Origin of the sequence: Dysosmobacter sp. (assembly GCF_052306735.1) — a bacterium.
In the GTDB taxonomy this organism is placed as follows: Bacteria; Bacillota; Clostridia; order Oscillospirales; family Oscillospiraceae; genus Oscillibacter.
This window is the reverse complement of the sequence record NZ_DAWBAJ010000021.1, coordinates 21,870-34,909: the sequence shown is the minus strand read 5'-3', so window position 1 is coordinate 34,909 and position 13,040 is coordinate 21,870. Positions and strand designations below refer to the sequence as shown.

Here is a 13,040-nt window from a genome sequence, read left to right as displayed (position 1 = left end):
CGGTCGATGACGCGGCTGGTGAGGATGCCCTTCTCACCGGGACGGCCTTCCCGGCGGTTGAAGGAGCCGGGGATGCGGCCCACGGAGTAGAGCTTCTCCTCAAAGTCCACGCTCAGGGGGAAGAAATCGATGCCGTCCCGGGGACGGGGGGAGGCGGTGGCGCACACCAGGACCCGGGTGTCGCCGTAGCCCACCATGACGGCGGCGTTGGCCAGCTCAGCCAGCTTGCCCACTTCCAGGGTCAGGGGACGGCCCGCCAGTTCCATCTCATACTTACGATAATTGGGGAACTGTCTCTTGGTAATGATAGTTGACATAACATATCTCCTTTGCACAGGTGCTCGGGAGCGGCTTTTCGTATTTGAAAGCATGTCCGAGAAGGGATTCGGGCACAGTTTCAAACACAAAAAGACATCACTCCCGGCGAAAAAAGGGTGGTTTTTGTACAAACGGGTGACGGAGATTCCTCTCCGTCACCCGCAGTGCCGATTTATTTCCGGATGCCCAGCTTGGCGATCAGGGCACGATAGCGCTCGATGTCCTTCTTCTGGAGGTAGTCCAGGAGGCTGCGGCGCTTACCGACCATCTGCAGCAGGCCACGGTTGGAGTGCTTGTCCTGAGGATTGTTGCGCATGTGCTCAGTGAGCTGGTTGATGCGCTCAGTGAGAATGGCGATCTGGACCTCGGGAGAGCCGGTGTCCGTGGGGTGGGTGCGGTTGGCGTCGATGATAGCGGTCTTCTGTTCCTTACGAAGCATGGATGGTTCCACCTTTCTGATATTCTTACCCGCGTCACTGCGCTCCGGGCCGGTGAAAGTCCGCGGAACGAAGCGTCGGGGCGGTTTTGCCCGCAGATTTGCGTGCTGTACGAATATATCATAGTTTTTCCCGGTTGTAAAGGGAAAAATCTGCGCTTTTAAGGCTTTTTTTGCCGCCGCGCAGGGATTTTTCCCTGCCAAGGGTCACAGAAGGCTGTCGATGACGCCGGAGAGGCCCTCCTCCTCATAGATGTCACGGTAGAGGGCCACCTCATCCTGAATGAGGGTGTCGATGACGTCCATGCCCAGAAGCTCCACCGGGGCCTTGTCGTCGGTGAGGAGCAGATCCCCGGCCTCATAGGGGGTCAGGCGCTCCGAAACATCCTCCATCATCTCCCGCAGGTCAGCGTGAGGCGTGGCGTCGGCACCGTTTTTCAGGGATTCCAGGGCGTCCCCACCGTTCCAGGCGAAGAGCTCCCGGTTGGTGGTGCGGGGCACGTCGGCGGTATAGACGTTTTCAAAGACGGAGGAGATGGTGTCGGAGAGGTGGGCGTTGATGCTGCCCTCCCCGTCGGAGTGCATGTTCATGTTCACCACCATGACGCCGTCCTCCGTCAGGTGGTCCGCCACCAGGGAGAAAAACTCCACGGTGGACATCTGGAAGGGGATGGTGATGTCCTGATAGGCGTCCACCATGATGACGTCGTAGCGCTTGTCCATGGCCTGGAGGTAGGCCCGGCCGTCGTAGGTGGTCACCGTCACATCCTCCGGCAGGTCAAAGTATTCCCGGGCCAGGTCCGTGATATCCTGGTCGATCTCCACGCCCTCGATGGCGGGGCCGGGACCGAAATACTCCCGGCACTGTGTGGCGTAGGTACCGCTGCCCATGCCCAAAATCAGCATGGAAAAGTCCTCTTTTTCCGTGACGCCCGCCATCAGCGGCGCCGCCAGGGCCGTGTCGTAGTACATGCCGGTGAGGCCGCCGTCCTTCTGCTTGACGGACTGGACGCCGAAGAGCACGTTGGTGGAGAGGATCACGGAGTCCTCCGTCTCCTTTACTTGCAAATAATTGTAGATGGATTCTCCTTCATAAAGGAGGTCCGGCTCCCAGAAGGCGAAGGAGTCCGTGTGGCCCAGGACGGCGCACAGCAAAAAGGCCACCGCGGCAGCGCCGCAGCGCCTGCGGCCGGTCTTGCTGCTCAGGAAGTACACAAGGCCCAAAATCAGCAAAATGCCGGAGAAAATCAAAAAGGTCACGGAGGTGCCCACCGCGGGAATCGTGACGAAGGTGGGCAGGAAGGTGCCCAGGATGCTGCCCACGGTGTTGAAAGCCTCGAGATTCCCTACGATGCGGCCGTTGTGGTCCAGGGAGTCCGTGGCGTACTTCACCAGGGAGGGGGTGACGGTGCCCAGCAGGAACAGCGGAAAGACAAAGATCACCATGCAGGCGGCAAAGGCGGCGATGATGAGAAAGTTGGTGCTGACGGTGAAGATCAGCGCTGCGGAAACCCCCAGCACAATATACTTGCCTACCACCGGGATCAGGGCGATCCACACGGCGGAGATGAGGATCCGCCGGTAGAGCCGGTCGGGGTTGGGGTCCTTGTCCGCCTCCCGGCCGCCGTAGAGGTTGCCCAGGGCCATGGCGATCATGATGGTGCCGATGATGATGGTCCACACGATCTGGGAGGAACTGAAATACGGGGCCAGCAGGCGGCTGGCACCCAGCTCCACCGCCATCACCGCCACGCCGGAGAAAAACTCCGTCATGTATAAAAACGTCTTGTTTTTCAGAATGGGACGGGTGCTCATGGTGCTCCTTTCTCCGCCCTGGAGGACGGCGGGCCCCAGTGCCGGGGCAGAACTTACCATACTATGATGCTTGCCGCCGGGGAAGAAGTCAAGAAAAATCCATCCTCCCCTCCAAAAAGCCAGATTTTGGACGCCCACCCCCCTTGACAGTGCTGTCAGGGGGTGGTATTCTAACTGTGTTAGTACAGTTAATACAGTTGCGGCGAATCTGCCGCAAGAAGGAAGGTGAGGACGTGATCAGCCTGAACTACCGGGACGCCTGCCCCATTTATGAGCAGATCAAGGACGGACTGCGCAAGCTGATCGTCACCGGGGCCATGGCACCGGATGAAAAGCTGCCCTCCGTCCGGGCGCTGGCGGCTCAGCTGGCCATCAATCCCAACACCATCCAGCGGGCCTACAACGAGCTGGAGGGGGAGGGGTACATTTACTCGGTACCCGGCAAGGGGAGCTTTGCCTCCGCCAATGCCGGGGCGGACAAGGCCCGCCGGCAGGAGCTGATGAACCAGGCGGCGGAGCTGGTGGCAGAGCTGCGGTACCTGGGGGTCACCCAGGAGGAGCTCATGGCGCTGGTAAAGGAGGAAGGGAAATGATCCAGGTAACCGATGCCGTCAAGCGCTTTGACGGCTTTACGGCTTTGGACGGGGCCTCCATCACCGTCCCCGACGGAGCCATTTACGGGCTGGTGGGCCCCAACGGCGCGGGCAAGTCCACCCTCATCCGGCATCTGACAGGGATCCTGCGGGCCGACAGCGGCGAGATCCTGGTGGACGGGGAGCCCATTTACGAAAATCCCGCCAAGAAAGCGCTGCTGGCGGTGATTCCCGACGACTGGTATTATTTCTCCTCCGCCAGCCTCCGGGACATGATGCGCTTTTACCGGGGATTTTATCCCACCTTTGACATGGAGCGCTACGAGAAGTTCCGGGAGGTCTTCGAGATCCCGGAGAAGGCCATGCTGCGGCGGCTCAGCAAGGGCATGCAGAAGCAGGCGGCCTTCTGGCTGGCCATGAGCTGCCGGCCCAAGTACCTGATCCTGGACGAGCCGGTGGACGGCCTGGATCCGGTGATGCGCCGCCAGGTGTGGAGCCTCATGATGGGGGACGTGGCGGAAAACGGCACCACGGTGCTGGTCTCCTCCCACAACCTCCGGGAGCTGGAGGACGTGTGCGACCACGTGGGCATCATGAACCGGGGCAAGGTGCTCCTGGAGCGCAGCCTCAGCGACCTGCAGGAGAACATCGTCAAGCTCCAGGTGGTGTGGAACACGCCGGAGCCCCCGGCCCTGCCGCCGGAGATGAATGTGCTGCATGTGAGCAATGTGGGCCGTGTGTATACCTACATTGTCCGGGGCAATGCCGCCGCCGTGTCCACGGCGCTGTCCGTATTCCAGCCCATGATGCTGGAGGCGCTGCCGCTTTCTTTGGAGGAGATCTTTATTTACGAATTGGGAGGTGAACACTATGTGGTCAAGGACCTGGTGCTTTAATAAAACCCTGCTGCGCAAGAATCTCACCCGGTTCTGGCCCTTGTGGGTCATGGCCTCCTTCCTGGCGGCCCTGCCGCCCATCATGATGGCGGTGGAGCTGATGCGCTACCGGGGAACGACCAGCATGAATGCCCTGTACATCACGGAGGGCTATTACTCCGTGCTTACCTATCTGATTCCGCCGGTGCTGCTGGTATACGCGGTGGTGTGCGCCATGGCGGTTTGGAGCTATCTGTTCAATTCCCGCAGCGTGGGGCTGATGCACACCCTGCCCATCAGCCGCAAGGGGCTCTTTGTCACCAATTTCCTCTCCGGCTTTTTGATGGTGCTGATCCCCTTCGTGGTGTGCGGGGCGCTGTGCGTCGTCGTGACGGCGGCTTTCGGCCTGCTGGACCCCGTGGGCCTGGCGGTGACGGTGCTCTGTTCGCTGGGGCTGGCCCTGTTCTACTTTGCCAGCGCCACGGTGTGCGCCTTCCTGACGGGCAACGCCTTTGCCATGCCCGCCTTCTACTTCGTGTTCCACTTCCTGGCGGTGACGCTGGAGATGTTGCTCTCCAACCTGGCCAATTTGTGCCTGTTCGGCGTGTCCGGCGCCTATACCGGGGTGGTGGAGTGGCTCTCTCCCACTTACTGGCTCAACGAACACCTGCATGTGGAGCATACCTGGGAAGAGGTGACCCGAGCGCTGCCCCACGGCACGGTGACGGACAGCGTCCTCACCAGTGTGAAGCTGGGGAATGCCTGGGCCATCGGAGCCTATGCCCTGGCAGGCGTGGTGCTGCTCTTGTTTGCGTGGCTCCTCTACCGCCGCCGCGCCAGCGAGTGCGCCGGAGACGTGGTGGCGGTCAAGTGGATGAAGCCCTTTTTCCGTTACGGCGTGGCTGCCTTGGCAGCTCTGGCAGGAGGCCAGGGGCTTTATTTCCTCTTCTGGTACGACTGGAGCGCCTGGAGCGCTGCCAAGCTGGGGGCGTGCATGTTCCTGGCAGGCGTCATCGGCTATTACATCGCCTCCATGCTGCTGGCCAAGTCCCTGCGGGTGTTCCGGGGCAGCTGGCGGGGTCCGGTGGTGGTGGCCGCGGCCGCGGCCATCGTGTGCGCGGGGCTTCGCTTTGACGTGCTGGGCGTGGAGAGCCGGGTGCCCGAGCTCTCCCAGATCCGGACGCTGGAACTGCGCCTGGATTCCAATACCTATACCATGACCCCGGCCGGGCAGGAGGAACTGCTGGAGCAGGTGCTGGATCTGCACCGCGCGCTGATCGCCGACCGGGCGTATATCCAGGACTGGCAGCAGCAGTGGAGGATCGCTGCGGATTCCGTGGAGGTGGACAATAACTGTGTTTCCACCACGGTGCGCTATACCTACACCCTCACCGACGGTACCGAACTCTCCCGCTGGTACAGTGTGCCCATTGACCGGGAACGGCTGACCCAGCCGGACACCTATGATGCCCGGATCGACGCCCTGGTAAACAACACGGACATGAAGTATCTGCGGCTGCACATGGATGCGTCCGGCACCCTCACCGATGGCTGGAGTGCCCAGGGCCTCTATCTCTACGGTGCGGTGAGCAACGACATGGACGGCAGCAGCCGGGAGGCGGAGATGGTGCTCAATGCCCTGGTGGAAGACATCCGGGCAGGGAACTGGGGCAGTGCCGACTGGTTCTCCGACACCTGGGGCAGTGCCTACAACATTACGCTGGAGATCGACTACTCCCGTCCCGCGCAAGGAGGCGGTGATGAAGGCGACTATGCCCATATCACCCTCCGGCCGGAGATGACCAACACCATGGAGACCCTGTTGGAACTGGGCCTGGTGCAGGAGCGGGATCTCATCACCAACGCCCAGTGGGACAGGATGGAGAACGGCTATGAGAACGCGGAGGTCTACGACGCCGCGATCTATACCGCCGCGTCCTCCGACACTCCCAGAGTGCAGGCCATCTCCCTGAGCACCCTGAATTTCTCCGGCGCTCCCGCCGGCACCCTGGTGACGCTGGGGGCGGCCCGGAAATGATCACACAGACATACCATCCCCGCCGCTGCTGCCGGCGGCGGGGCCCCGGCAGGGGACAGCTGGTGCTGTTGGCGGTGCTGGGTGTTTTGGTTCTGGCGGTGGTGGGGGTGCTGGCCTCCCGGGGCCTTCCCGGGGAGGATATCCCCGTGCCGGACTATGTGGAAAAGGACTATCTCACCGTCAACGAGTTCTCCCGTCCCGGTACGCCCCTGGAGAAAATCAATGGTGTGGTGATCCACTACGTAGGCAATCCCGGCACCTCCGCCCAGGCCAACCGCAATTACTTCGAGTCCTTGGCGCAGGGGACCGACGGCATTTACGCCTCCAGTCACTTCATTGTGGGACTGGAGGGAGAGGTGGTCCAGTGCATCCCCCTGACGGAGATCGCCTACGCCTCCAACTCCCGCAACGACGACACGGTGGCCATCGAGGTCTGCCACCCCGACGAGACGGGGGAGTTTTCCGCCGTCACCTATGACCGGCTGGTGGAGCTCACGGCCTGGCTGTGCACCACCTTCCATCTGGATCCGGCCAAGGACGTCATCCGCCACTACGACGTCTCCGGCAAGCTGTGCCCCCTGTATTATGTGGAAAATCCGGAGGCCTGGGAGGCCTTTTTGCAGGATGTGGAGGCGGAAATGGAGGCTCAGCAGGCCGCGGAATAAAAATTTTTCCACATTTGGTGAAACAAAACCAACTTCTGTATCGTCTTATATAACAAGAGGAATTTTCAACGGCCGGGAATCCGGCACACAAGCTTGAGAGAGGGGAGTTCTCCGGTATGGAACAAACGACAGCCATGGGCAACCTGTGGCGCATCTGGGTGGATACCAAGCGGCGCATCGTCTCCTTCCACGAGATGGAGGACTGTCAGCTGCTGGAATTCCGGAACCATGAAATGTTTTTGAGCTGCGTGGACCAGTACACAGGCCGGCAGTTCCGCTATCAGTGACAAAAAGGACGCCTGAAAAGGCGCCCTTTTTTCGCCGGGGGAAGGAGGGGGAGGTATCTGCCGGAGTGCCGGCGGAGGCACGGCGGTTTTCCCGCGGGAATTTTCCTGCCTTTGGCGGGAAATCCTGTTGACAAATCCGAAAAATGTGATAGGATGGGCAGGTAATCGAATAGTTGGCGTGGAAAAGGACGAGTATCCTCCCGAAACCGCAAAGAGAGCCGCCGTTTGGTGCAAGGCGGAGGGGGACGCGGGGAGAAAATCACCTTGGAGCCTCCTGCTGAAAGACGACGCGAGTAAGCGTGGACGTGTGACGGGCGTTATTCCGTCGGCCCGTGACGGCGGGCAATGAGCGGCCGTGTCCCGTAAGGGGACGGCAACCGAGAGTGGTACCGCAGAGTGTTTGCAAACGCTTTGTCTCTTGAAAAGAGACAAGGCGTTTTTTATATTTGCTATTCCAATTTTGACAGATAAAGGAGATCGCGGATATGGACTACAACAAGACCATCAATCTGCCCAAGACCGACTTCCCCATGCGGGCGGGTCTGCCCAAGCGGGAGCCGGAGATGCTCCGCCGCTGGCAGGAGCAGGACGTGTACGGAGAGCTTTTGAAGAAGAACGAGGGCAAGCCCCTCTTCAACCTCCACGACGGCCCTCCGTTCTCCAACGGCGCGCTGCACATGGGCCATGCCCTCAACAAAGCCATCAAGGACTTCATCACCCGGTCCTACGCCATGCGGGGCTACTACACCCCCTATATCCCCGGCTGGGATAACCACGGCATGCCCATCGAGTCCGCCATCATCAAGCAGAACAAGCTCAACCACAAGGCCATGAGCATCCCCGATTTCCGCTCCGCCTGCCACGACTTCGCCCAGCACTATATGGACGTCCAGAGCGAGGGCTTCCAGCGCATGGGCGTTCTGGGCGACTGGGAGCATCCCTACTGCACCATGAACCCCGGCTTCGAGGCCGAGGAGGTCAAGGTCTTCGGTGAGATGTACAAGAAGGGCTATATCTACAAGGGCCTCAAGCCCGTGTACTGGTGCCCCAAGGATGAGACCGCCCTGGCGGAGGCGGAGATCGAGTATCAGGACGATCCCTGCACCACCGTGTATGTGAAGTTCCCCATGCACGACGATCTGGGCAAGCTCCCCGGCTATGACAAGAGCAAGCTCTTCTTCGTGATCTGGACCACCACCATCTGGACCCTGCCCGGCAACCTGGGCATCTCCCTGCATCCCCGGGAGAACTACGCCCTGGTAAAGGCCCCCAACGGCGAAGTCTATATCATGGCCGAGGCCCTGGTGGACAAGGTCATGCCTCTGGGCGGCTTCGACACCTGGGAGATCGCCGAGACCCACACCGGCGACTTCTTCGAGAACATGCTGGCGGACCATCCCTTCCTGCCCAAGACGAGCCGCCTGCTGCTGGCGGAGTACGTCACCATGGACTCCGGTACCGGCTGCGTCCACACCGCCCCCGGCTTCGGCGCAGACGACTATGAGACCTGCAAGCGCTACGGCATGGACATGGTGGTGCCCGTGGACGACCAGGGCCGCCACACCGACTACGCCGGCAAGTACGCCGGCATGAAGACCGACGAGTCTAACCCCGTCATTCTCAATGACATGAAGGAGAGCGGCATGCTCTTCGCCAGCGAGGACATCGTCCACTCCTATCCCCACTGCTGGCGCTGCAAGGGCCCCATCATCTTCCGTGCCACCCCCCAGTGGTTCTGCTCCGTGGAGGCCTTCAAGGATGAGGCCTGCGCCGCCTGCGACGATGTGCGCTGGGTGCCCGAGTGGGGCAAGGACCGCATGAAGGCCATGGTCCGGGAGCGCAGCGACTGGTGCATCAGCCGTCAGCGCCGCTGGGGCCTGCCCATCCCCGTGGTCTACTGCAAGGACTGCGGCAAGCCCATCTGCACCGACGAGACCATCGCCGCCATCTCCGACCTCTTTGCCAAGGAGGGCTCCAACGCCTGGTTCGCCAAGGAGGCGGAGGAGATCCTGCCGGAGGGCTTCACCTGCCCCCACTGCGGCTCCAAGTCCGGCTTCACCAAGGAGGAGGACACCCTGGACGGCTGGTTCGACTCCGGCTCCACCCACTTCGCCGCCATGAAGAAGGACCAGGGCTTCTGGCCCGCCACCATGTACCTGGAGGGCCTGGATCAGTACCGCGGCTGGTTCCAGTCCGCGCTGCTCACTGCCGTGGGCGCCTTCGGCAAGGGCGCGCCCTTCAAGGAGTGCGTCACCCACGGCTGGACCGTGGACGGCGAGGGCAAGGCCATGCACAAGTCCCTGGGCAACGGCATGGACCCCTATGAGATCATGGACAAGTACGGCGCGGACCTGCTGCGCCTTTGGGCCGCCAGCGCCGACTACCACGCCGACGTCCGCTGCTCCGACGCCATCTTCAAGCAGCTGAGCCAGAACTACCTGAAGTTCCGCAACACCGCCCGCTACTGCCTGGGCAACCTGGACGGCTTCGACCCCGACCAGATGGTCTCCCCGGAGGACATGGAGGAGCTGGACCGCTGGGCCATCACCCGCCTGAACGCCCTCATCACCCGCTGCTTCAAGGCCTATGACGACTATGAGTTCCTGGTGGTGACCCACGCCGTCAACGACTTCTGCGTGGTGGATATGTCCAACTTCTACCTGGATATCATCAAGGACCGCCTCTACTGCGAGGAGCCCGACGGCCGCAAGCGCCGCAGCGCCCAGACGGCCCTGTTCCTGATCCTGGACACCATGACCAAGATCATGGCCCCCATCCTGGCCTATACCTGCGATGAGATCTGGCAGTCCATGGCCCACCGCAGCAGCGACGATAGCCGCAACGTGGTCTTCAACGACATGAACCAGCCCTTCACCGACTACGCCCTCCCGGAGGACGCCATGGAGAAGTGGGCGCTGGTGGAGAAGCTCCGGGACGACGTCAACGCCGTGCTGGAGACCGCCCGGGCCCAGAAGAAGATCGGCAAGGCCCTGGAGGCCCATGTTGCCCTCCACGCCGCCGACGACGAGACCGCCAAGGTGCTCATGCGCGTGGCGGGGCTGAACCTGGCGGAGCTGTTCATCGTCTCCGAGTGCTCCATTTCCAACGCCGACCCCGCCGCAGACTCCGTGGTGGGTCAGGGCACCGCCTTCCCGGGCCTCACCGTGGAGGTGCGGGAGGCCACCGGCGCCAAGTGCGAGCGCTGCTGGATGCAGTCCGCCACCGTGGGCGACGATGCCGACCACCCCACCCTGTGCGCCCGCTGCGCCGCCGTGGTGCGCAATCTCCCCCAGTTCTAAGCGCGTTTTCCCAGTCCGCCTCCGGCGCCATGCCGGAGGCGGACTTCCTTTTCCTGCGGTTGCATTTTGGGGCAAAGGCGTGTACACTGTGACGAAAGCGGTGTTTCTCCGGAGCAAAGCGGTTCCGGAGAAACCCGCCGGGAGAGAAAGGAACCCATATGATTGTACCGACGGCCCCGGCTGTGGGGAACCGCAGCGCCCCGGTGGATGCCGCCAAGACCGCGGCGATTTTCGGCACCATTTTGATTCACGCCTCCGCCATGGGGGGCTTTGCCTGGGAGACCGGGAGCGCCAACTGGGTGTGGGCCCTGTTCTGGGGCAGCGTACTGCGGTGCGCTGTGCCGGTGTTTTTCCTGTGCTCCGGCGCACTGCTGCTGGATCCGGAAAAGAACGTCACCGTCCGCCGGGTCTGGACGCATTACATTCCCCGCATCGCTGCGGCCCTCTTTTTCTGGGCGGCGGCCTACGGTGCCTGGCCGGTATTCCTCACCTGGCTGCGCACCGGGGTGGTGGAGGCGGAGGGCCTGCGGATGTGGGGGGAGAATCTGCTCTTCTGGCGTCACAAGACCCATCTCTATTACCTGCACATCATCCTGCTGGTGTACGCCCTGCTGCCCATCACCCGGCTCTTTGCCGCCCGGGCGGACCGGAAGCTGAGAAACTATGCCCTGGGCGTGTGGTTTGTGCTGGAGTGTGTCCTTCCGGTGCTTTGGGCCTTCTGGCCCCTGTCCCAGGTGGGGGGGATCCCCGCCCAGTATCCCATCAATGTCACCTGGGGTGCCGTGGGATACAGCCTGCTGGGCCGTGCGCTGACGGAGGAGGCGCCCCGCTTCCGCCCCGGATCTTTGCCTGGATGTACCTTGCAGGCCTGGCGGTGACCTTTGGCGGCACATGGGGACTGTCCCTCCTGCGGGGGCAGCTGTATCTGGGCTTCCTCCAGGGCAATGCCCCCGGCGTGTGCCTGGAGGCGGCGGGATTGTACGGCTGGTGTGTCAGCCGGTTTTCCGGCGGGGCAGGGCCCCGGTGGAGCAAAACCGTCTCCCAGGCGTCTTTCTGCGTGTATCTGGTGCACCTGTTCTTTTTGGAGGAGCTGGTGAGCCGGGGCTTTTCCGCCGGAGCGTATTCTCCGGTGTGGGCGGTGCCGGCCCTGACGGCGGCGGTGTTCGCGGTGTCCTTGGGGGTGTGGCTCATCCTGCGGCGCATTCCCGTGGTGAACCGCTGGCTGATCTGACGAATAATAAGGAGAACATACATGAAATATTTCCTCTGTGCCCTGCTGGGGCTGGGAACCCTGGGACTGGACCAGTGGGTGAAGGGGTGGACGGTGAGCCATTTCGCCGCCCCCGCCCCCGATGTGCTCTATGCCACCGCCGACCCGGCAAAGGCCCTGATCCCCGGGGTGGTGGAGCTGACGAGAGTCCACAACTACGGGGCCGCCTGGTCCAGCTTTTCCGGGATGCGCTGGCTGCTGATCGCCGTCACGTCCCTCATCGTGCTGGCGGTGGCCTGGGCCTTGCTCCGCCGGGTAGTCCGGCATCCCCTGGGCGTGGCCGCCGGATGCCTCATCATCTCCGGGGGCCTTGGCAACATCCTCGACCGGGTGCGGCTGGGGTATGTGGTGGACATGTTCCACTTGACCTTCTGGCCCTCCTATCCCGTGTTCAACGTGGCGGATATCTGCATCGTGGGCGGAGCGGTGCTGGGAGCCGTGTACTACCTGTGGTTCTACGAAAAATACGACAAAAAGGGGATCTCCCATGGAAATCCGGACGCTGCAAGTCAATCCTGAAAACGCCGGGGAACGGCTGGACGCCTTCCTGGCGGAGCAGTTGGAGGACGTGACCCGCTCCGCCGCCGCCAAGCTGTGCGCCGGGGGCAGCGTCACCCGGGAGGGAAAGCCTCTGGCCAAGAACTACCGCCTCACCGGCGGGGAGACCATCGCTGTGGTGCTGCCGGACCCGGAGCCCATGGACGCCGTGGCCCAGGACATCCCGTTGGATGTGGTGTATGAGGACGCGGACGTCATCGTGGTGAACAAGCCCAAGGGCCTGGTGGTGCACCCGGCACCCGGCCACCCGGACGGGACGCTGGTCAACGCTCTCCTTTACCACTGCGCCGGCTCCCTCTCCGGCATCGGCGGGGCCCTGCGGCCGGGCATCGTCCACCGCATCGACCGGGATACCTCCGGCCTCATCATCGCGGCCAAAAACGACTATGCCCATCAGAAGCTCTCCGCCCAGCTCCAGGACCACTCCCTGGCCCGGACCTACGAGTGCGTGGTGGTGGGGAACCTGAAAGCCGACAGCGGCACCGTGGACGCCCCCATCGGCCGCCACCCGGTGGACCGCAAGAAAATGGCGGTGGTGGCAAACGGCCGCCCGGCCGTCACCCACTGGGAGGTTATCGCCCGGTACCCGGGCTACACCCATGTGCGCTGCCGCCTGGAGACGGGGCGCACCCACCAGATCCGGGTCCACATGGCCCATATCGGCCACCCCATCCTGGGGGACACGGTGTACGGAGCCAAAAGGGCAGTCCCCGGCCTCCAGGGCCAGTGCCTCCACGCGGTGGGCCTGCGCTTCATCCATCCCCGGACGGGGGAAGTGGTGGAGTGTTCCTGCCCGCTGCCGGAGGAGTTCCGGGAGGTGCTGCGGAAGCTGGCGGCAAAGGCATAAATGGAAGCGGAAAGGAGGCCTCCTTTCCGCTTTTTTGTC

The 13,040-nt window shown here is 62.6% G+C and carries 12 protein-coding genes, 1 pseudogene and 1 other annotated feature; of the genes and pseudogenes, 10 read left to right on the top strand and 3 right to left on the bottom strand.

Features of this window, described 5'->3' with window-relative positions:
• The 3 genes and pseudogenes from ACT67G_RS07140 to ACT67G_RS07130 form a co-directional block, all read right to left on the bottom strand.
• A pseudogene (locus ACT67G_RS07140) lies at positions 1 to 317 on the bottom strand (polyribonucleotide nucleotidyltransferase); the annotation flags it as partial.
• 173 nt (positions 318 to 490) lie between these two features.
• Positions 491 to 757, bottom strand: a complete 267-nt coding sequence (gene rpsO / locus ACT67G_RS07135) for a 30S ribosomal protein S15 (RefSeq protein WP_325245901.1) — start codon at positions 755 to 757, stop codon at positions 491 to 493.
• 204 nt (positions 758 to 961) lie between these two features.
• Positions 962 to 2,629 carry a spermidine synthase gene (locus ACT67G_RS07130; RefSeq protein ID WP_443663764.1) on the bottom strand — a complete coding sequence of 556 codons (1,668 nt, stop codon included), beginning with the start codon at positions 2,627 to 2,629 and terminating at the stop codon, positions 962 to 964.
• Between the two features lie 173 nt (positions 2,630 to 2,802).
• On the opposite strand from ACT67G_RS07130, the gene ACT67G_RS07125 reads away from it, so the two are divergent.
• The 10 genes from ACT67G_RS07125 (at position 2,803) to ACT67G_RS07080 (ending at position 13,001) form a co-directional block, all read left to right on the top strand.
• Positions 2,803 to 3,162, top strand: coding sequence for a GntR family transcriptional regulator (locus ACT67G_RS07125; protein WP_443663762.1), 360 nt, complete (start codon positions 2,803 to 2,805; stop codon positions 3,160 to 3,162).
• Positions 3,159 to 4,058 (top strand): ABC transporter ATP-binding protein, encoded by a 900-nt coding sequence (locus ACT67G_RS07120; RefSeq protein ID WP_443663760.1) that lies wholly within the window; start codon positions 3,159 to 3,161, stop codon positions 4,056 to 4,058. The genes ACT67G_RS07125 and ACT67G_RS07120 overlap by 4 nt, the downstream gene beginning before the upstream one ends.
• Positions 4,033 to 6,075 (top strand): ABC transporter permease, encoded by a 2,043-nt coding sequence (locus ACT67G_RS07115; RefSeq protein WP_443663758.1) that lies wholly within the window; start codon positions 4,033 to 4,035, stop codon positions 6,073 to 6,075. Before ACT67G_RS07120 ends, ACT67G_RS07115 begins: the two co-directional genes overlap by 26 nt.
• The gene (locus ACT67G_RS07110) at positions 6,072 to 6,740 is read left to right on the top strand and encodes a peptidoglycan recognition protein family protein (RefSeq protein ID WP_443663756.1); all 669 of its coding nucleotides are present in this window, start codon (positions 6,072 to 6,074) and stop codon (positions 6,738 to 6,740) included. Before ACT67G_RS07115 ends, ACT67G_RS07110 begins: the two co-directional genes overlap by 4 nt.
• 116 nt (positions 6,741 to 6,856) lie before the next feature.
• Positions 6,857 to 7,027 carry a hypothetical protein gene (locus ACT67G_RS07105; RefSeq protein ID WP_325247992.1) on the top strand — a complete coding sequence of 57 codons (171 nt, stop codon included), beginning with the start codon at positions 6,857 to 6,859 and terminating at the stop codon, positions 7,025 to 7,027.
• 170 nt (positions 7,028 to 7,197) lie between these two features.
• Positions 7,198 to 7,449: a binding site (T-box leader), on the top strand.
• 63 nt (positions 7,450 to 7,512) lie between these two features.
• A complete protein-coding gene (gene ileS, locus ACT67G_RS07100; protein ID WP_443663754.1) occupies positions 7,513 to 10,326 on the top strand; it encodes an isoleucine--tRNA ligase in 2,814 nt (937 codons plus the stop codon).
• Between the two features lie 158 nt (positions 10,327 to 10,484).
• On the top strand, positions 10,485 to 11,204 hold the full coding sequence (locus tag ACT67G_RS07095; RefSeq protein ID WP_443663752.1) for an acyltransferase: 720 nt from the start codon (positions 10,485 to 10,487) through the stop codon (positions 11,202 to 11,204).
• On the top strand, positions 11,180 to 11,557 hold the full coding sequence (locus ACT67G_RS07090) for a hypothetical protein (protein WP_443663750.1): 378 nt from the start codon (positions 11,180 to 11,182) through the stop codon (positions 11,555 to 11,557). Before ACT67G_RS07095 ends, ACT67G_RS07090 begins: the two co-directional genes overlap by 25 nt.
• A 21-nt stretch (positions 11,558 to 11,578) precedes the next feature.
• Positions 11,579 to 12,115: a signal peptidase II gene (gene lspA / locus ACT67G_RS07085; RefSeq protein WP_325246973.1), complete on the top strand. Its 537-nt coding sequence runs from the start codon at positions 11,579 to 11,581 to the stop codon at positions 12,113 to 12,115.
• The gene (locus ACT67G_RS07080; RefSeq protein WP_443663748.1) at positions 12,084 to 13,001 is read left to right on the top strand and encodes an RluA family pseudouridine synthase; all 918 of its coding nucleotides are present in this window, start codon (positions 12,084 to 12,086) and stop codon (positions 12,999 to 13,001) included. Before lspA ends, ACT67G_RS07080 begins: the two co-directional genes overlap by 32 nt.
• The last annotated feature ends 39 nt before the right edge of the window (positions 13,002 to 13,040 follow it).